Origin of the sequence: Cellvibrio sp. QJXJ (assembly GCF_024452345.1) — a bacterium.
Lineage (GTDB): Bacteria > Pseudomonadota > Gammaproteobacteria > Pseudomonadales > Cellvibrionaceae > Cellvibrio.
On record NZ_CP101662.1, the window covers coordinates 3,062,731 to 3,083,989 of the forward strand.

15 protein-coding genes and 1 pseudogene are annotated in these 21,259 nt (G+C 42.4%); all 16 read right to left on the minus strand.

Annotated features, from left to right (window positions below):
- Positions 1-26 precede the first annotated feature (26 nt).
- Positions 27-1,535 (minus strand): lipopolysaccharide biosynthesis protein, encoded by a 1,509-nt coding sequence (locus NNX04_RS13335; RefSeq protein ID WP_261946080.1) that lies wholly within the window; start codon positions 1,533-1,535, stop codon positions 27-29.
- A complete protein-coding gene (locus NNX04_RS13340; protein ID WP_261946081.1) occupies positions 1,528-2,646 on the minus strand; it encodes a glycosyltransferase family 4 protein in 1,119 nt (372 codons plus the stop codon). Before NNX04_RS13340 ends, NNX04_RS13335 begins: the two co-directional genes overlap by 8 nt.
- Positions 2,643-3,926: an O-antigen ligase family protein gene (locus tag NNX04_RS13345; RefSeq protein WP_261946082.1), complete on the minus strand. Its 1,284-nt coding sequence runs from the start codon at positions 3,924-3,926 to the stop codon at positions 2,643-2,645. Before NNX04_RS13345 ends, NNX04_RS13340 begins: the two co-directional genes overlap by 4 nt.
- Positions 3,927-3,934: 8 nt before the next feature.
- A complete protein-coding gene (locus NNX04_RS13350; protein WP_261946083.1) occupies positions 3,935-6,010 on the minus strand; it encodes an HAD-IIIC family phosphatase in 2,076 nt (691 codons plus the stop codon).
- A gap of 31 nt (positions 6,011-6,041) precedes the next feature.
- Positions 6,042-7,037 carry a polysaccharide deacetylase family protein gene (locus NNX04_RS13355; protein ID WP_261946084.1) on the minus strand — a complete coding sequence of 332 codons (996 nt, stop codon included), beginning with the start codon at positions 7,035-7,037 and terminating at the stop codon, positions 6,042-6,044.
- Complete coding sequence (locus NNX04_RS13360; RefSeq protein ID WP_261946085.1) at positions 7,034-8,134, minus strand: glycosyltransferase; 1,101 nt, start codon at positions 8,132-8,134, stop codon at positions 7,034-7,036. Before NNX04_RS13360 ends, NNX04_RS13355 begins: the two co-directional genes overlap by 4 nt.
- Positions 8,131-9,024, minus strand: coding sequence for a glycosyltransferase family 2 protein (locus tag NNX04_RS13365; RefSeq protein WP_261946086.1), 894 nt, complete (start codon positions 9,022-9,024; stop codon positions 8,131-8,133). The genes NNX04_RS13360 and NNX04_RS13365 overlap by 4 nt, the downstream gene beginning before the upstream one ends.
- Positions 9,025-9,155: 131 nt before the next feature.
- On the minus strand, positions 9,156-10,430 hold the full coding sequence (locus NNX04_RS13370; protein WP_261946087.1) for a hypothetical protein: 1,275 nt from the start codon (positions 10,428-10,430) through the stop codon (positions 9,156-9,158).
- Positions 10,431-10,519: 89 nt separating this feature from the next.
- Entirely contained in the window at positions 10,520-11,506 is a 987-nt protein-coding gene (locus tag NNX04_RS13375) for a glycosyltransferase (protein WP_261946088.1), read from the minus strand.
- A gap of 14 nt (positions 11,507-11,520) precedes the next feature.
- Positions 11,521-11,667, minus strand: a pseudogene (locus tag NNX04_RS22915) (DapH/DapD/GlmU-related protein); the annotation flags it as partial.
- A 409-nt stretch (positions 11,668-12,076) separates the two neighbouring features.
- Positions 12,077-13,465 carry a hypothetical protein gene (locus tag NNX04_RS13385; RefSeq protein WP_261946089.1) on the minus strand — a complete coding sequence of 463 codons (1,389 nt, stop codon included), beginning with the start codon at positions 13,463-13,465 and terminating at the stop codon, positions 12,077-12,079.
- Positions 13,462-14,562 (minus strand): glycosyltransferase, encoded by a 1,101-nt coding sequence (locus NNX04_RS13390; protein WP_315973050.1) that lies wholly within the window; start codon positions 14,560-14,562, stop codon positions 13,462-13,464. The genes NNX04_RS13385 and NNX04_RS13390 overlap by 4 nt, the downstream gene beginning before the upstream one ends.
- Complete coding sequence (locus NNX04_RS13395) at positions 14,559-15,698, minus strand: glycosyltransferase family 2 protein (RefSeq protein ID WP_261946090.1); 1,140 nt, start codon at positions 15,696-15,698, stop codon at positions 14,559-14,561. The genes NNX04_RS13390 and NNX04_RS13395 overlap by 4 nt, the downstream gene beginning before the upstream one ends.
- 11 nt (positions 15,699-15,709) lie before the next feature.
- Positions 15,710-17,140, minus strand: coding sequence for an archaeosortase/exosortase family protein (locus tag NNX04_RS13400; protein ID WP_261946091.1), 1,431 nt, complete (start codon positions 17,138-17,140; stop codon positions 15,710-15,712).
- Between the two features lie 128 nt (positions 17,141-17,268).
- The gene (locus NNX04_RS13405) at positions 17,269-19,905 is read right to left on the minus strand and encodes a tetratricopeptide repeat protein (protein WP_261946092.1); all 2,637 of its coding nucleotides are present in this window, start codon (positions 19,903-19,905) and stop codon (positions 17,269-17,271) included.
- Between the two features lie 42 nt (positions 19,906-19,947).
- Positions 19,948-21,246, minus strand: coding sequence for a hypothetical protein (locus tag NNX04_RS13410; protein WP_261946093.1), 1,299 nt, complete (start codon positions 21,244-21,246; stop codon positions 19,948-19,950).
- Between the last annotated feature and the right edge of the window lie 13 nt (positions 21,247-21,259).

Genomic DNA, 21,259 nt, shown 5'->3' on the forward strand with positions numbered 1-21,259 from the left:
GCGTAACCGCACATATTTCCTTACCCTTAATTTTTTTTGCGCTTCACAATAGCCATTAATTGGGAACGCTCATGCTGATTCAATGCAAATAATGCTCCTACCACGATGAATACCATAGAGGCCACACTTGCTATCGCCAGTAAAATTCCGTAGTTAGTTATAACAAAAAATTGCTTGGCAGCCACCAAGGTCGCAGCCATGGCGACACAAGGTATTAGCCAGGGCAATAATGCGAAGCGAAGATACACAAAAGGCGAAAACCCCAGATGCTTACAACACACACCAAGCACTATTGGCTGAAAAACCAAAGCGGGTATTAACGAGCCTAGTGCGACACCTAAAATACCCAAGGGATAAATTAGCAACAGGCTCAAACCGAGATTGGATAAAGCAACTATTGGTTGCCACTTGGCAAAAAAGCCGTGTTTATCGATAGCGGTGAGATAACGGCTAGCCATAGGGTTAACCAGTGGGAGTACCAAAAAGGCAATCAGTACACCCAGGAATTCTTGGGCAGAGCGTGCAATTTCATCACCAACCCAAAGTGATAAAAATTCTGGTCCTAATGTATAAGCACCAATCGCCAAAATTAAACAGGGTGCGACAGTGAATTTACTTCCCGTTAGATAAACTTCCTGAATTTTTCGCTGATCATTCAATGCCCCGAGGGAACTAAAATAAGGCATAAATACATGGGTAAAATTATAGGAAATAAGGCGAATGTAGCTAACGAGGTTAGCCGGAATACTGTAGAGCGGAACAGCAGCTGGCCCCATCACAAAACCGATTACCAAACTGTCCGTGGCATTTTCCATTTTAGTCGCCACACCTTGCACCAAGGTTTTCACACTAAAGCGCAACAGTTCTTTTAATTGAAGCAACGAAAAATAAGCTCGACGCAAACTCAGGAATGGTCGGCGGTACTGCATAAGCCATACTAAAAAAAGATACTTTGAGCAGATTCCTATTGCGTTGGTTGCTGCAAGTAGTACCAGAGCATTTTCAGGAGTGATAAATATAAATAAGATGGTGCTGCCCAGTATTGAATTAACAATAGTGACATTGTTTTTTAAATAATATTCCTGATAAGCCTCCAAATAACTCTCTGCAGTATAGGAGGGAAAGGTAATCAATAATTGCGCCGCCAATATCAGCAGAAACCAGGTATAACGAACATTGTCTGTGCTTTCTTCGGGGGCAACTAGCTCAGCAAAAAACATCCCTCCAAGGCCGAGAATAAGCGCAATCAGCAACCCGACACCGAGCAAGAAATACCATGCTGTTGCATACAGCGTGATTAAAGCTGATTCATCTTTTTGAGCAATAAAGCGGGCAGCAAAACGGCTTACCGCCGGACGAATCCCCATATCCAACATGCCCATATAGCCAATAACAGCACCCACCATTTCCCACAGGCCATAATCATAGTTACCCATATTTTTAATCAGGATAGGCGTCATCACAAAAGTGATACCCAACTTGATAAATAGGGCTCCTAGATTGGAGGCGGTATTAAAGGCAAGACGCTTATACACAACCGTTTTCCTTTAACTGCTGATAGTATTCATGCAAGGCTCGCGCGGGTTTTGCCAAAGCAAAACGTTCCACGGCTAGAGGTTGAAAAGCTGCGAATGATTCAGCTGAAGAATTAGTCAGTTCCGCTTCTATTGCATTCGCAAGTTGATCAGGCCGATAAGGATCGATAACAAGTGCAGGAGTATTTTTAACTACACAGCGTAAGCCTATGCAATTGCTCGCAATTAATGGAGTTCCCGCGCTTAACACTTCCATGGCCAATAATCCACATGCCTCCCAGCGTGAAGGCATAACGACCAAATCGACACCTTTAATAGCAGCAGGAACATCATCGGTAAATGGCAGCTGACGAAAATAATCAGATAAACCTAATTGATCTATGAGCGCATAATCTTCACGAATAAATCCTCCCCATCCAAAAGTTAGAACAATTGGCATTTGTTCGGATGTCCGGCGTTCTAACAAAATTTTCATGGCCTTGATAACATCAAGCAGGCCTTTTTGTGACATAAAACGGCCAAAGAATCCAATGATATTGCGATTCTGTAAATCTAACTCCTTATGAAAATCACGTGGCTCGGCACTAGCAAAACGTTGAGCATCAACACCATGATCAATGTTATGAATTTTCTCGGGTGAAACCATTGGTATAAATTCTTTAAAATTCTCTAAGGCGTCCTGACCAACTGTTAAAACCCCATCAAGTCTCCAGTAAGCCAAATTCAATAAAAGTGATTTTACTTTGCCTTTTATACCAACAAACTGATCAGCACGGAAAACGTCATGCGCCGTCATAATATGTGGAGCAGGCAGCCGCTGTGCTAATGAACTAACTAAAGCACCAGCAGAAAAACCATGAGAATGAATCACATCAAACTTTTCAGAGCGTAGTATAGAATTTAGTTCTCTTCGCAGTGCAGAGTCAGAATTTGCAGCTTTAATAAAACGAATACGGCCAACGGGAAAATATTCGGCCAAAAAGTCTTGTAGCCCTATGTCTGGAGCCAACAGAACCAGCTCATAATTAGCATATAAGTCTTGAGCGTATATATAACGAAAGTAGGTTCTGATTCCACCAACAGGCCAGCGCGCCACCAATAATATTTTCACGCGTTTGATTCCTTGATTTTATTCATATTCATCAATATGGACGCCGCTATTACAATGCCGGCCAGGTTATACCAGTAATATTGGCTTAATCCCCAGTAGTTAATGCTGTAAACCACAAACATCCAAAAGACCACATTACAAATTTTAAATAGCGTCTTGTAAAAATCACTACAGGTTTCTGCACTCACTATGCCCTCTTTTAATTGCCGCCGAATCGCAATAATAAAACGCATAAAAAAGTACATACCAACAATTCCAACCTCAATTAATAGCTCGCCATACATGGTATGACTTGCTTGTCTGCGGCCAAAAGTATTGTATTTGGCCTCCGCGGTAGTGCCTAAACCAAAACCAAAAATCGGGCGCTTCAAGCCAAGTTCAAATTCTTTAATCATTCCGTTAATACGCCCCTCTGCGCTTGCTGATTGTTTTGATTCAGATGAGAATAGAGATAAATACCTATCACGTTGCACATCATTCATGACACTCAATGCCGCAATTATTCCAATTACAATGAAAACTATAAGCATAAATTTTCGCTTGCTTTCCTTGAAAACGAACCAGCCAACAACAATGAGAGCTAAAAAAGCACCGCGAGACATGGTTAGTATCAAGGCATAGAGCAATATCGCTAGCAGACCAAGATAAAATAACTTAATTATCCATCCTCGCTGCAATAGAAAATAATGTAAAAAGGGAATGGCAGTTACAATCACAAACCCCAATTCATTGGGGTTAATTACATCTGCAGGTGCGCCGGATAATCTATTTGCAAATTCACCACTGCCCATATAGGTAGAGCTACCCCAATAGCCTGTGGTGATATTTAAAAAGAGCGGCTCCAGTACACGAAAGACCTGGCAGGCAACAAAAATAAAAAGCGATATTTTTAAGCGTTTTTCTGTATCCAAAATCAGCGCACAGAAGTAGAGGAAGACAATTGCTTTAATAAATATTTGCAGATTGGTTCTAAGTACACTACCAGGGTAGGTTACAAATGGTAAGGTAACAATCAATACAATCAAAAAAGCACTAAATACCTTGAAGATTGGTTGATTAAATTTATGAGCTATCTTATCGCGCTGAGCAATCAGTAATACAGCAAGAATAAGGAATAACAATACAGTTGGTCGAACTATACCTAGACCCGGAATTCTTGACGGTATATTTAAAAAAAAGAATAACTGATAAATGATAAAAAGAAAAAAAGTAAACCCAGACACTATTACTATTTTTTTGCTTGCGCTAGCGCCACCATGAACACCTACAAAATGATTCATAAAATAGCCTATATAGTGTCAGCTTTTTTGGTCAGCCAATCTACAGAAAGTAGCGGGTACTCATCCAGGTTAGCTAAATAACCACCTTCCGTGTTGATACTTTGAAAGCCAACATCTTCATAAAAGGACATGGCAGGTGAATTTCTATCTGTGGGAATAAATTGACCCGTCAGTGTTTTAACGCCTTTCGCTTTAAGAAACTTGATAATTTCATACATAAAGGCTTTCTCAAGAGCAAAGCCCATTGCTCTGCAACTCATCACAAAAGTATCGACGTAGGCAGTTTCCTGCCCTTCATACATAATAATGCAAACAGCAACCAACCCGAGACTACCGAACTTGTCACCAAGAGACGCCGATAAAACAAGATATTTTGGATCATTCAGAAATTTTGCCACTTCTGCTTTTGGGTAGCGCTTTGTAGTGAGGTTAAATTGATTAGTTCTGTTAACCAGCTCCAGAATGCGATCTAAATCGGATACGTTTGCGGAGCTGAAGCCATACCACAACTCCAAAAGTTTTAAGTTTTCTAATGTTGCCCCCGCATCTCCTAATGCATTAGCGCGCGCTGATTGCTCTTGATACAAAGCGGTTCGCCTTTTCGCTTCGTCAGTAGCTTGTGTATTGGGATAATCTTTTAGCCTCGCAAGAGACTCCCAAGTTTGGGGTAACTCTGCATCAAGAATCGTTACCTCAGGGTGGACAGCTGCAACTAACGCTCGCTCGTGCCGATTGTCATCAATGAAAACAAAACTATCTTTTCCTAAATTTAATACTTTTTTTACATTATTAATTGAATCAGCTTTAGGATTCCAATTTATCTGCAAGAACGCGAAATCTTCTTTCTTTAAAGCCATTTCATTCCAGCGAATATTTTCTTCGGAATTTTTACTAACAGCTACAAGAATTATGCCTTGATCTTTTAAACTCTTTAATAGTTCCTGTCTTTCGACATAATGACGCACTTCGCCATCGGCCATCACACCTGACCAAAGCGTATTATCAAAGTCTAGCAACAACACTTTACATTTTTTTAGCGTCAGAAAAGTTTCGCATTCTTTTATATAAACATCTGCAAGATACTTACCGAAATAAGATGTGTGGAATAAGCCTTTATATATTCGCTGCGGAGCAATCTGCTTAGCACAATGCTTTATTCCAAAATCGTCTGCTATAGCCTGCTCATCGATCAGGATCACATTCTCCACGTTCACAACAAGATCTTTCAGTTTTTTATTGAGATAATCGACTGCTAATTTCTTTTTTGGCGGCAATGCTGGCAGCAATGGAAGCCGCTTTTCCCAACGCCCTAAAGGCAAGCCTGATACTGAGTGTATGAGGCATGTTTTATCCGTTTGCTTTCTTAACGCAAAAATAAAATCGGTGACCTTGCTAATCATGCCATCGCAAAAATTTATTATTTGGGCTGATGACATTTTTTCAGAATGCGATACGATTCTTGAATACTCTGGCATTACTTCAAAGCTGAAAAAACTAAAAGCAATAATATCTATAGAATTATCGTTTACGTAATTAATTATATTGGAGGTATCTAATTCGCCGCCCGATCCAGCACTTAAATATATACATCGAAAATCTATAGAAAAATCTTTACCCTGTTCCACAGGATCTGAAAAGACTCTAATTTCATTCATAAGGCAATCACCGACTGCCAAAACTTTTATCACCTTTTCATTTACATTTACATTTAAAAGAGATTTATGCAAAGAAAACCAATACTCTTTTGATAGGGAGTTGCCTCCAACTATCTTCTCAAGCATTTCATGATCTTTGGCAATTACGTACTGATGGTAACTCAGCTGAACATCCAACCCAGATAAATGTGGGCTGTACCGCTTTCGCTCATCCAAATAGATAGATAGAAACTCCTTCTTTCCAGTATTTAGAAATGCACACAACAGCTTCAACAAAGGAACTAAAAAACTAACACGCAACTCCTCCTTGGATTCAACTTTCTTTACTCCAAAATTTTGGAATACATAATCTGAAAAATGATTTTCCATTAACAGAAATGATATCTCATCAATATTTTTTAATAATTTTTTTGCCAGCTTAGCATTCATTAGATGACTTACGCCTCCATTTGACATCAATTTATATTGACGCTCTCTCGTGTCTTCTTAACAAGTTCCCAATATGTTCAACCCCAAACAAAGATTTGGAAAATTGAAAGTTATCCTCAGACCCAGTGAATCGGCGCCAACTATTATCTAAATTAATATTATGTCTATCCGAGAATGCAGTAACTGCAGCAAGGTATCCTGCACGCTTTACACTCTCTTTAACCTCAAGCGTGTAATCCTGCGGCTGCCCGTTTGGATAACAAAATGTTCTTGGCTCTTCCCCAAGATATTGGTCTAAATGCAACTTGGACTTTTCTATTTCCTGAATTGCCTCATCCAAACGAGTCATTCCTAACGATGGATGCGTAACTGTATGACCGCCTATTTCTATCCCATTAAGCTGCATTTCTTTTAGCTGTTGCCAATTAACTGCCTTGTAATCATCTGGTGCAATCTTGGGGATCTCGAGATTACAAGCTATCGCTAATTGTGCAATTCCATTCAAACGGTCAGTATTATCAATATTTAGAAAGTGATTTACGATTAAAGACCATGTTTTTTCTTTATCACCACTCAGATCTACGCTCAAACCTGATAAAAAAATTTCTTTAGAATTGTCAGTCTTATTTTCTAGCAACCACTTAACTTGGTCATACCACAACCAGAGATCACCATTTACAAACCCGGTAGTCACAAAAAAAGTGGCAGGCACTTGATAGCGCTTTAATAGCGGATAGGCCACTTCGTAAAAATCCCTATAGCCATCATCCACCGTGATCACCACTGCATTTGCAGGTGCAGTACCATTTTTTTGAATAGCAAGCGCCAGATTTACAAGGGTCATGGGTTGAAAATATTTTTTTATCAAGCGCAGTTGTTGCTCGAAAGTAGCAGCGGTAACTTCATGGCCTTTTTTTTCTGCTGAAAAACGGTGATACATCAAAATTTTTGGTTGCTTGCGCGTGAGCAAACGCGCCAACTGATAGCCGCCTAATTTGCCCGCCAATTCAATTACGGCAGATTTCATTGCACTGCTCCTGTTAGTTCACGATAAAGCGCCAGATGCTGATTCAACATGGCGCTGATGGTATAACGCGACTCAGCTTGTTGTTTGGCTGCAGCCCCCATAGCGGCGGCGCGCTCTGGTTCCTGTAATACACTGGCCATTGCTGCACTTAATGCAGGCACATCACCCACTTCATACAACCACCCTGTTTCGCCATGGCTGACAGCCTCCGGGTTGCCACCAGTGCGACTGCAAATGACGGGTAACCCGGCAAACTGGTATTCGACAATCGCATTGGAAAAACCTTCGGATTCGGAACACAAAAGTCCTGCGCATAGGTACTGCAAACACTCAGGAATATCACTGCGTGAACCTAAAAAATGCACTCGCTCACCGACACCCAGTTGGCTGGCAAGCGACGTCAACTCAGTGGCATCACCAGCACCAATTATCACCAGGTGCGGATTATGATTAAGGTCTAACCGGGCCAATGCACTAATCGCGTCTTGCATACGCTTTATAGGGCGAATATTGGCAACCAGACCAAAAATCTGTGCACCTGTCGCCCGCAAGGATTCCAATTCAGGAATGCTGGCTGATGAATTAAAACTTCTGTTAAAACCGTTATAAATGACTCTGAGTTTTGCTGCAGGAATACGCTCTACAGCGCCGGTAACTTCAGCAACAGCACGGCTGTTACTCAGCGCACAAGCAACGTATTTGCCAGTCAAGGGGAGCAGCTTGCGATACATGGGTGTATACCAAAAACCCATATCACGCCGAGAAATAATGGATTTGATGCCTGCCAAAGCAAACATAGGCGGGCATATCAGCGAAGCGTCGTTAAAGAAAATATGCGCCAGATCGAAACCATCTGCCTTTGCCTGACGCGCCACCCGATAGATTCGCCACCAGGTTTTTAAGGATTTCACTGAAGATGAGCCAACAATACTTGTTGCGCATGGCAAAGGATTGGCGCGCAGCCATTCGCTGTCAGCCAATATCAAAACCCGTAGCTCACACCCTGCCTGTTGCAACAACTTGATTAACAGTAAAAATTGGCCCTCGGTTCCGGCATGGGGATTGGTAAGCCTGTCTATGACTAACAAAATCTTCATCTGACTTTTTCCTTCCCTGTAACAACAGCAATTGCTCGCGCTGGATCCAACAAGCCCGCGTACAAAAAGCGCCACCCGGCTTCCCAATAGGATTTTTTGCTCTGCAACAGCGCTTGCGCCAAACGGAAATTGATAACTGCGCGACGCTTACGAATAGTGCTCTTACTGTAGGGATAACGATTTATTGCTTTGTTCAGAATAATCAGCGCGTTGCGCCAGCGGCGCTCCAGCCCCTGGTGGCTAATGGATTCTCCATGACGGCGATAGCAGTAAACTCGCACCGGCAAAAAACCAAAGCGGGTCACTTCTGCCATGCGCACTTGCATGTCGTGATCCTGACCAGCACGAAGTGACTCATCAAACCCACCCACCTGATCGTAAACAGACTTGCGCACCAGGGAGCCAACGGGCAAGTGAAAATAGCAATCTAACAGTATGCGATTCGGGTCGTTAGTTTCGGTGTGTTTTTCAGAGAGAATGTTGTAAATCTGCTTGCCCGCCGCATCAACACCAAACCCCATGCCATAGACCAATCCCACATCAGGGTTGGCCTGCAGGAAGCCAACCTGGTCTTTTAATTTGTTAGGGAGAAATATGTCATCACTATCAAGCACAGCGATGTACTCACCACGCGCTTTGGACAGTGCCACATTGAGTGAAATGGATTGGCCGCGATTAGCCCCGCCAGCATGACGAAACAATTGCACTCGCCCTGTGTCGAAAAAGGCTTCTACCAACTTATCACCACCGTCAGTAGAACCATCATCCACCACGATGATTTCAAGGTTGTCATATTCCTGCGACAACGCAGAATTAATCGTTTCCTGAATATATTTGGCGCGATTAAAAAGAGGAATTAATACCGATACCAGACCGGGAGTGTAACTCATGCTACCTAATCCTTTCCGAACTCGAGAATAGGCGCGCATCTTAGCAAAATAGGTGGTTGCTTACATTACATAGCTGGGAAATGGGGCTTGGCACAGACAATAAAAAAGCCCCTGATCAGGGGCTTTTTTCATTAATCCATTTTTGGAGGGCTTTCAAAGGCAATACCCTCAGAATTGGGTACGTCGTCCTCTGAAAAAATGTATATGTATGCGGGAAGCTTTCTATCCAATGATCCGTAGTAGGGCGAAAACTTGATTTCAGTATCCGTCCAACTGGTAAAAAATTGGACTTCTTGATGGGTTACATCCGCATACTTAGGTGCATTACCCAACACGACTCGCTTGAATGAACCATCCATATAGATATCATCCATCCAAATTTCCTGATGCATTTCGGTTTGAGTGCTGTCCTGACCGATTAAGCCAATTGTTGGCGAATGGCCTGCAATATCAGAGGCGAGCGTGTAATAGCCCTCTGCATCAACAACACCATTCACTTTAGTTTTGATGTATTTTTTATTTTGATCAGCAAAATATTCCATATGATTCCATTCGCGAGGCAAAACATTGGAACGCTGAACACTGCGTAAATCAGCCTGATAGACTTCCGTATTAGTCCAAGACGATCTGAAGGTACCGTCAGTACCATCACTCTCCCAGACACGCAAATATTTGTTAGAGCCAGGCCCACGCGTATTTACCGCCAAGGTTGCAGACTTGTTACTCACATTGAGCGTTAAACGGTTCCCTGTTAATCGATTAGTGTTGTACTGCCCGTAATAGTTAGCATGAAGAATTTTGGTGGCAGGATAATAGGCAATAACACGGCCATAGATGGTAGTCACACCAGACCAGTGCTCACCAGCATTAACTGTAAACTCGTCACCTTCTTTTGGATTAAATTCAGGGTCTATGCTGCTCAACTCGAACTGGAAATAATTGCGGGTTTCATTTTGCTGGCGGAACCACCAGCTGATATAAACTTTTTTTGATTCTTGCGGAGTACCTGCACGGGGATGCACACGAGGATTCTGAAGATTAACTTTAACCCCTAAGCCATTATAATACTTACCAGTCGCTGGCCCTCGCACTATTGCAGGGTCATTACGAATATATAGTGAGCCATAGGAGTTGCTCCAAGGAGAACTAGTACTTCCCATTGTGTCTTGCTGGGTAATCATGCGATCAGGCAGAAAGCTATTGAAGTATGAATTCGCAACCCCCTTCTCATAAGTAGTACCCGCCTGATCATAAAAAATTGGAACAGCCTTAACACCAAAACCGCTACCCTTAATACTGACATTTGAAATCTGACCTTCAGCGTTTTTTTCAACTGAAACCTGACTAACTGCCTGAGCAAAGCTCAAGGCTGGAATTATTAGCAGAACCAACAGTAGGGCTCTCATTTTTTCTCCCCCCTTTAACAAATATTTCGGAGCTATACCTAACTCATGAAGCATAGTAGCTAATTTTGATGAAGATACATCCGATATTTCTAATAATGTGACTTTTTATCAGGAATTAAATTAAGTTCCGTCATCAAGCTTTTCAATAGCCCACCGACTCGACCCAAGAGATAACAAAAATCTAATAAATAGATTTTTAAATAACTATCAAGCCTATGCGACTTATAACCTGATGCAACGATGCGCTTTACAGAAAGAATCCCAGGAAATAAGAAGATTATTGAAATTGCCGGTAGCAGCATGGACGGAATTACCAAAGCGGATAGTGGCAACAATAAAATACCAACCGCGTAAGCAGCAACAATCAAAAAAAGGAAATCAGCCCCCCCTTTTTTCTTGCTTTTAAGATAGCTCGATGAATGCCAATACTGGCGAGCCATGAAAGAAAGTAAGTTTGTCGGATACCCAAGATGCACCAATGCACAAGATTTAGCTTCATGTAGTACAAAGCCTTTTTCTTTCAATGCTCTAGCAAGAGCATAATCCTCACCAGCATTTAGTGCTTCATCAAACATTCCGCAAGATATGAAACTATCTTTAGAAATCAAAATAGAACCGCCCACTAGTCTATTAGTGACGCCATCTTTTGGCTTAGGGTTTATCAACCATGCACTTTCTACCCAAGAGGGGTGTTCTCGCAACAGATAGATTCCGCCGACGGCATCGCATGAGTTTTCTTTCATATAGTCCAGAGAATCACGAAGCCAACCCTTTGCAGGCAGGCAATCAGAATCTATAAATGCAATTATTTCTCCGTTTGATTGACGAACGCCCTCATTTCTCACACCGCCAACCTTTACATTCGGATGAACTATAACCTTGTCAGCATAACGTTTAGCTATTTCAACTGTTTTATCTGTTGACCCATTGTCAACGACAATAATCTCCAGTTTATGCTTCGGATAATCCATCTGCATAACGGCTATTAGGGACAACTCTATATATTTTTCTTCATTAAAAGCAGGCATAACAATTGATACAAATGGCTCCCACTTCAAAGGTGTTTCATAATTCATGATACTTTAGCCTCAACTATCTCTGCGGGATTTCCACGAACGATAACTTTAGACGGTACATCTTTATTAACAACGCTATTTGCAGAAACAATGGCTCCATCGCCTATTGTTACGCCTGGTAAAATTATGGAATTCATACCTATCCATACGTCATTACCTATATTGATTTCACGCGGCTCATCAACTGTTCGGTACCTCTTAGAAGGCTCATCCAAAACAACTCTGTGTCCATGAGAATCCACAATGTTGCAATTTGCTGCTATCAGACAGCGCTTCCCAATACTGATTTTTTTTGATGCATGGATGCAAGAACCGTGAATTCGAGTATCTTCTCCGATATCAACCACGCTCCCTTGATTCTCAATAAATATTTTTACTGATGAATTCATATTAATGTGGTAATCGTCATTAAAAGAATTAAGAGTTACCCTCGCCCCCAATGAAAGCTGCGATCCTCTCGCGATATTCAACAGGGGGACACCAATAACCTTTACATCTTCACATTTAATTTTTCTAAAATATGAATAAGATTTAAAGTAGAAAGAACCGAGCACGACAGCAATTACTTTCTTAAGCTTTAACATAATTTTTGTATCTGCTAATTACCGATTTAAATTTCCCATTGCTAGATTTTTCAATTTCATCAATCAACATCAAATCAATCGAACAATCACCCCCAACTCTTTTGATAAGTTCTGCTTTTAAAGCAGCCCCTAATGACTCGCAATAACTACTATCCGGAATAATACGCAACTCAATATCTCCTTCTTTATTTTGGAAAATCTGAGCAGCTTTAATACCAGTACCACCTTTAAAAATCGGATCCAACCTTCCTACTGGTGTTCCATCTTTCATGTATATCAGGTCGTCTACTCTTCCTTGAACATCTTGGAGTATTTTGAAGCCATTTTTGTTTTCTTCACCCAATACTACATTGTCCCCTACAAGATACCGGATGACGGGCATTGAAAAATTTATTAAGCCTGTAGTGACAAGCTCACCTTCACCAATGTTATGAATACTCTGGTCAGATGTTTTTACCTCTAGTACTGCATGTTCCGGGTGTGAGCAAAATTCACCGTTCGGCAGGGTAGAAACAAAAAACGCCATCTCTGTACAACCATATTGGTTGACCACAGGAGCATTGAAGGCTGCTAATAATTTCTCTCTCTGAAAGGAATGAAGATGCTCAGCAGTTGTCATTAATAATTTGAGATCAAGCTTCGGGAGATTATTTTGAATAATGAAATCTGCAAGCTGCACAATACTGGAGGGATAGCTAAAGATTTCCTGAGGCTTGAAATCTACCAACTTCCGATAGTAGGAAAGCAGGTTTTCTTTTTTTAAGTGGTATGAGGACATTAGCAAATTTTTATTTACTGCATCATAGCGCCAGAAGGGCGGCTTTTTATCTGCAGCAGGCATAATGATTCGCCCAAACATAGTTGCACGGCGGTCTACTGGTTGCAGCCCATACCAAGAGCGCAGTCGCGAGAAAAACGCATAGTGTTCGCTGCGGGAGTTCTCATCGGTATATACAGTTAGAGGAGTACCTGTTGTTCCACTGGTGTGCAGCTTGATTTGTTTTGCATTTTGGTTTTTAGGTTGAGCTTTAAACTCGTGTGAATTTTCACGAATGTATGCTTTTTCTATTACCGGAAATAGATTGATCTGCTCTATCGATTTTATATCACCAGCTTCAAGTCCCTTGTCCTGAGCCCAACGCTGATAGAAAATTGTATTGTTAATAGCATGCCTAGCTATGGCAACAAATGCACGTGACTGATATTCGCGCATCTGCTCCTGATTAAAATTCTGTGTTTTTAACAGCTCGGTCAATTTAGATTGACCTACGGGTTTGTATCGCTCGCTACGCAGTTTAAAACCCATTGCAGATACTGCAATGTTTTGGATAAATACAGGACTCTTGTAATAAATAGACTCCATCCAAGGTTTCATTTATGCGCTCCTTTCAAGGCCGAATAGAGACTTAGGTAGTGCAGACCCATACCTTGCGCACTAAAATTCAAAAAATATTTTTGATAATTATTTTCAACGTATGCTTCTTTTTCTTCATTAGATAATGAAAACCATTGGCGAAGCTTATTCACTATAGAATCTGTGGACGCAGGAGTTAGCAGACCATAACTGTCAACTCCCAACACTTCTGGAATACCGCCTACTGCTGAAGCGATAATCGGGGTTTTATTGCGCATAGCTTCTAACAAAGTTACGGGAATACCTTCTGTTAAAGAGGGCATTACGATTAGTTGGTAACGGTGAAAATGTTGTTGGGCATTAGCAATAAAACCTGCAAGTTTTATATTGTTTTGTTGGCTAAGGCTACTAATTAATTCTGCCAGCGAGTTGCGTAAACTGCCCTCGCCATAAATAGTTAGTTGGCAAATAGTTTCTGTTTTATTTATTTCAGCAACAGCTTTGATAAGGTAATCGAACCCCTTTTCCGGTGAGAGCCGACCGATAGCTAGCAATTGGTAAGGATTGCCCTCAAGCGTTGAGGGCAACGAGGCCTCTTTGGAATTTATGCCATTTTTAATTACATGCACTTTTTTGCTGTTACGAAATGCGGGAATTTCACGCATTTTTTCACTGACCAGCACTATTGCATCGAAGCGTTTAAGAAAAATGCGATCTAAAAATTCGTAGACCCACATTTTTTTAGGGAACTTTGCTTTTACATAACCATGCACCGTAGAGACAAGCGGCAAACCAATTTTGCTCTTGCCCAGCATTCCCAACAAAATATTGAACTTATAGCCGTGGGAGTTAAGCAATTGAACACCACGACTATTCAATTCATTCAATAACAATAAGGTGCCTGCACGATTTAAACCTGCCGGCATTCGCCATACGATTAAATCAATGTGTTGATCATTCGCGGCGTGCTCCAAAGGCTTTAGCGCTTCCCCCGGCAAACCACAGCTGACAATTATCGGGTGTAGGCCTTGCTGCTGTTGCTCTTTACAGAGAGTAAGCAGTACTTGTTCAGCACCGTACAAACCACCACTATCGATAAGATGGGCTACTTTCATCATCCTACCCGCGGCTTCCACATAACAATTTTTTCGCGTTTTATAAATTTGATGAACGCCATGGCTGCTGCAATGTTGATGAGGCAAAAATAATTAACCAGCGCGAGCCAACGGTTTTTAGTGCCATCGTTCAGCGATACGAATGCCGCAACAGAATAAAAAATAATTTGCGCGAGGAATGTCAACTGATATAACCAGCCCTCACCGGTAATAAGGCCATTGCTAACCAACGCAAGGAACAATGGAATAAAAGCGAGGTAGCGGAGTAATTTATGCGAGGTAATTTGCAAGGAGAATAAACCGTACTTAAACGGATTAAATAAGTGTTTCATATCCCACATCGCCCAATACGCTCTTAGTGAAACACGTACCCGCATGCGAAATTCAGATTGTGAACTGCTAAGTGACTCTTCATTTAATAACGCCTTTTCACAATAGATAACACGCTTGCCTTGGGTAATCACTTTTAATGGCAAAACAAAATCGGGCAATTGATCAGCACTCATTGGTTGATACAACGATTTACGAATCGCGTCTATACCACCATCCACACCAACTACGGAAGACACATTGGCTTCCAGGCTGCGCAGATGATTTTCATATTTCATGTAGGCACTGCAACCATCGCCAATTACGTTACCTTCTTCATTTACATAAACCATTTTTCCAGTTACGTAACCTACTTCCGGGTCGTTAAAACAGTTGACCAATTGACGCACGGCATCGGACTGATAGTGGCTATTGGCGTCAGAAAAAATAACTATCTCACCGTTTGCGTGAGGCATTGCCAAATTTAGACCGGAGGTTTTTCCTTGACGCGGCACTTGTCTAACAAGGCGAACACGAGAATCTTGTGCGGCGATTTCTTTCACTATGTCGTCGGTGGCGTCTTCGGATTCATCGGAGATTACAATAATCTCCAAACGATCGCTGGGGTAATCCTGGCTTAACTTATTTTGAATGGTCTGACCAATTACTGCGGCTTCGTTAAACGCCGGAATCAGTATAGTCACAGTAGGAAGCTCATTTAACTCCGCCGATTGCACAGGTGGGCGCCTGGGTAGATAGCGCAATAAAATCGGATAGCCGATGTAGATATAAACTATCAACAATGCTGACAACCAAAAAAGCAGTTCCATAAATTACCTTTCTATTGAATTGATTCGCTAAAATGCAGCAGGGATTGGAGGGTTTTATCACAATCAAGTTGCATGCATTCTGCTTGTAACGTAAATACCGAAAAATATTGCTTTCCACTCAGTACAGCCGGAATTTGGAGCAGCTTGGCCTGCGCCACTGTTGCTGTTGTATATCCACCCACATCAAACCACTGTGCCTGTATAACCCGCTTTAATCCGGACTTTTGTCGCAGCTGTTCAACGCGAACTTTTTTACCACCAACGACAATAACCTTTATGCTTTCCTGTAACCAAAATTGGCTATCGTATTGGCGCGCGATGTAGGGCACCAAACGATCCCGTGGCGTTTGAGGAATATATTGATTAATTTGTAGATAAATATTATTCGGAGCAATAAATTTTTGCGTAAGCCTTGCTGCAGGCAACGAAGGAGGCAAAGGTAAACTCGATGTATGTGATACAAACCCTATATCGCCCAAACTGTAAGTGGGCGCTGTAGTGTCATTAGTAGCAGCGACCAATTTCCCCATTAAAAAACCGGGCATTAATAACAAAGTTAATAGCAAAACTCTTTTGAACCCAAGAGACTCACCTGCAACGCCTGTGGTTGCTTGCACTCTCTTTATAACGGGCGCGAAATAAATTGCGGGAAAACAAATCAGCGCAAAAACAATCCAACCAAAGGTTTCATGATCTTCCATTAACGAGCTTTGCATTTCGGTGTAGTAGCCCACCAGAATCAGGACAAATATTCTTATCCAGTTTGCCAACAACCCCAATGCACCCGCAATTAACAGAGAAAGTATCAGACCTTTTTCACGATAACCATTGAGGTAACTAATGGTGTAACCCAGCGCCAGCGATATAATTAAATACCGCAGCCCGGAGCAACCATCGGCAATCATAATGTGACCGGAAGGAATAAAAATACTACTGCCATCGATCAATGCCGGGATGCGAATCATGCGCACCATTTCACCTACAACAGCACTGGCAAGTTCAACCAAAGCATTGTTTAGGTAATCCCAAATAGGAAGAGCGAACACAGGCATTAATAACAGGAATCGTAATTGCCATAATGTTTTAACGCCAAAAGCGAAAGCTAAAGCCAGAAAGAGTATCGGCAAAAGAATTAACTGTTCCAGAATTTTTATCTGGATGGTGTTAAACAAAAACCAACAAATGGATACGACGACTAATCCAATCGCCAACAATAAATCTATCCATAAATTCTGCCGTGCATGACATAGAGGCCCAACTTTATACAGCAACACCAAAAACCAAAGTAATAACGGATAGGCATGCGAAAGCGACTCATCCCATTGAGTCCATTGTGCTGAAAGACCGACGAATGTTGGCAAGTAAATAGCAACTATAATAGCAATAACCATAAACGGTGCTACGCGCTGCCATACGTCCTGCTTCTGCAATTTAACCTCCATCACATTTATCCTTCAGTGTCCATAATGTAATACCTATATCTGTTCGGAGAGCGGGAATTTGATTTTTGTTATAAACAAAACTGGGCCAAAACTGGCCCAGTGTTTTATACAACTTAATATAAAAATACCTACTGGTTTTTAAGCCTTTCACGCGCTTGTGTAAGATGCTCCTGGATCTCGGTATTATCTGCAGCGAGATTGGCAGCGCGTTCCAAATAACTAATTCCTTCACTTACCTTGCCATTCTCTACCAAAATCCATCCGTAGGTATCTAATACCGCTGCGGAATTTGGAGCCAGCTCATAAGCCTTTTTTGCCGTTTCTTCTGCGCGCGAATCCTTTTCAAGGTAATAACTCCACGCGAGGTTATTTAATATAACGGGGGAATTGGGTGCTTTTTGTAAGGCACTCTCATAGCCTTCAATAGCGGCGGGAACGTCATTGTTTTCCTGGGCATCCAAAGCTTTCAATAAACTGGCCCGGTAACTTTGTGGGAACTTTTCCAACCATTCCCCAACAAATTTTTCTGCCTGCTCTTTTTGATTCTGTGCCAGATAATGTTTATAAATAGAATCAGCCGCCAATTCAGTTGGCTTGGATTGCCAGGACTGTTGATAAAATGTAAAGGCTTCATCTGCTTTACCTTCTGCACTGCGGATCATCCCTTGTAAATAAAGCAACCCTGACTCTGTTTGTTTATTTTTTTCAAATTGATCGAGCAGTTTTTGTGCCTCTGCATAATTACCTGCTGCAATTTCTGTCTCGACTAATCCGGCAAGATAGGTGATGTTGTCGGGAAATAATGCACTTGCCTTGAGCAGATAATTTCTCGCTTCCCCAACATTATCAGCCGCAAGCAATTCACCAGCATAGGTGGTGTACAGATTGGCTGCTATTTGCTGCACATTTTGCGCGTTATTACTTTTTTCCAGAGCACGCTCCAAATGAACCAGCGCCGCTTTATTTTGTTTCTGCGAGGATAACAACTGAGCCAGCACAGCGGACGGTTGCCAGTCGCTGCTGTTTTGTTCCAGGTTTTCCAAGAAGCTGACCGCCTCTTTAATACGATCCAAACGCACCATTTGAACTAACCACAAACGGTATGAATTTAAGTTTTTAGGATCTAACTCAATGATAGATTGCCATGCAACAACTGCTTTGTGCGGCAATTTTTGCTCATTGTAAACTTGGGCAAGACCAGCAAAGGACAACTGCTTTTCGTTATTCCCTTTAATAGATAACGCCTGCTCAAAGAATTTTTCTGCTTCTTTGTAATCTTTTTTATACAGAGAAAACCAGCCCTGCAAAAATGCACCGCGCGGGCTACCCGGGTTTTGACGCTGAAACTCCTTTAAAACTTCTTCTGCGCGATCATCAAAGCCATTTGCGAGCAGAGTTTTAAAATAGGTTTGTTGCACCATCAAATCCATTGGCTGCTCTTCAAAGGCTTTTTGCAGTTGTGCAATTGCCTGTTCGGGCTGCTCTATCGCCATATATCGCTTAGCTAAGGCAATGCGAATGCGCTGCTGTTTTGGCTCCAATGCGAGGCTCTTTTCCAGCGCGATAGCGCCATCAGCACTGGCAGGGTCGCGATCCAACAGAGCCAAGCCATAGGTTGCTAAAATAGTAGGGTTGTTTGGTTGACGCTCGGCCGCATTTTTTAATAGGGTAATCGCCTCATCCATTTGATTACTGCGGAATTTTGCCAATGCGGCGGCCTGGATAACTGACGGCGCTGCAGTTTCTGGGTCAATAAACTGATCAAACAAATCTATCGCGTTTTGATCTGCGCCCTGTTGAAATTCAACCATTCCCAACAGCGTCGCTGTATTTCTGTCATCTGGATAGTCTTTACGTAATTCTTTCAACAGCTTTTCGGCGTCGCTGAATTTACCCTGTTGATACAATTCCATCGCATCGTTAAATTTTTGCTGGGCAACATTACGCTCAGGGTTGGCATCCGCTAACAGTTTTTGATAGGTGTAAGCTTCGCTGGTGCGACCCTGCTGGATAAGCACTTCTGTTAATTGCGTTAATACTTTTGCGCGATCGACTGTGATGACGTCGGTGTTTGGAACCAGCGCCAACGCTTTGGTTAAGTATTCTTCTGCAGCGGTTAATTTATTTTCATAAAGCGATAAATTACCCAGCAAAACCAGCGCTTCAAAATGTGTTTCATCTTGCGCTACAACTTCTTGCAATAATAGAAGTGCAGCTTCGGATTGACCTTGTGCGAGCAGAATACTGGCTTCCAGATATTTTGCATCCTGCGCGCTATTCGGCAGCGACTTGAATGACTCCAGTGCTTTGGCGTAAGCATCCTTCTCACCCAGGGCAATATTAGCTTTGACAGTTAAATAAGATTGTTGATAGTGAAGTGCAGCATCGCTGACTGCGGCCGGATGCGTTTGCATTACATCGAGCGCTGTACGGTACTTTTTCATCTCAATATGGGCGCTGGCAAGCTCTGCTGAAACGCCCGGCAACTCTGCCACCACATTGTCGAGCATGGTTACAACGGATGAATAAGCGCCTGTGGTATTGAGTATGCGCGCGAGTGAAATGTACGCATCCGCCGAATCTGGAGCCAACTGGATCGCGTTACGCGCTTCAAGCATCGCCGCACGCAACTGCCCTTGCTGTTGATAGACTTTGGCAGAATTTTGATGGCGCAATGCCGTTTCTGCATTTTCGCTTTTGTCTTCACCACATCCTATCAATGCAACACCCAGTGTAATGGCTGCAATCTGTGCAATTTTTTTCATGGAATTTACCATTCCTATTGTTAATGAAGGTTGGTGAAGCGATTAAAACCTGTAGCCAATTGTGGCTCCAGCTCTTAACTCCTGATATTCGTTGCTGGCATCTACAGAACTACGCTCGTATTCGGCGGCAAATAACCGCAGGTTAAAGCCACCCGCAAATGCATAGTTGTAGTACACCGTTATTTGATCAAGAGTGAACTCGCTGTCGTTCACCGTGGCTGCAAATTTGTTCTCGACCCTACTGGCATTAAACCCCAGTGTTGCGCTGCGCGATAATTGGTATCCCAAACCCAAGGCACCACCTAAACGCTCTTCATCGCGCTCCAGGGATTGGAATTGGTGCTCATCGCGATACACGCTCAGGTAAAAATCGCAGCGCTCACACAGCACCGAAGTAGACCAACGCAACTCTGCATGGCGCAACAACACCTGATCCAATTGATCAGCAGTTACATCGCTGCCACCGGGGATTTCACCCGGCGCCGCATTGGCATCAAAACCACGCGATGAATCAGTAATTTGCTGATTAAACGCTAGCCCGAGCTGATGATGACCGGCGTCATAATTCATTTGCACGGCGTAATAGGGATCATCACTTTTGCCGAGACGAGATGAGTCTGTACGACTCTGCCCTAACTCAATCCGATAATTTATTTTGCGCAGACGCGTTTCCAAAGCCACGACAGCCATGGTTTGGCTGTAATCAACATCAGGGTTAAATTCAAATTCAACATCGCTTTGGGTGAGATATACCGAGAGCGAATCGACCGCCGAGAATGCGTGAATTACACCAGTGCTACCGCCTGTACGCGATGAGTTTTTTTGCTCTTCAAAACGGTATTCAACTTCGGTGGCATTGGCGTTAATAAAAAAATTATCGGCGCCAGTAATACGTGTGCGAAAGCCCGGTTGAACACTTAATATTTGTTTTTCATCTGTATTGGATTCCAGCTCAAGTGCGGCGGATGACTTGGGCAGCTTTTGCAGACTGTGTGAAATTTTTAAATCAAACGGATTGTGTGGTTTACCCAAAACAAAATCGGTTTTACCAATAGTTGTGGTTCGCTCTTCCTGACTGTCTTTTTCATAGCGCATTTGACTTACGGCGTAGTCCGAGTTGAGCGTAATATACTCGTTGTTATAGAGCGCAAACGCACTTGCCATCAGCTGGTTTTGTTGCTCTGACAGTTCATCAGTTTGGGTTTTGAGCGCGTTATCCGTTTGCTGCGCACTCAGGGATATAGTTGCACCAAAATCACTGCCCGCAACCTCAGTTGGTGCCGCAAGTGCAGATGCACTGGCATAGGCGGCAACCAGAAAAGCAATTGGCGATTTGTTCATTTGAGCATCCCTC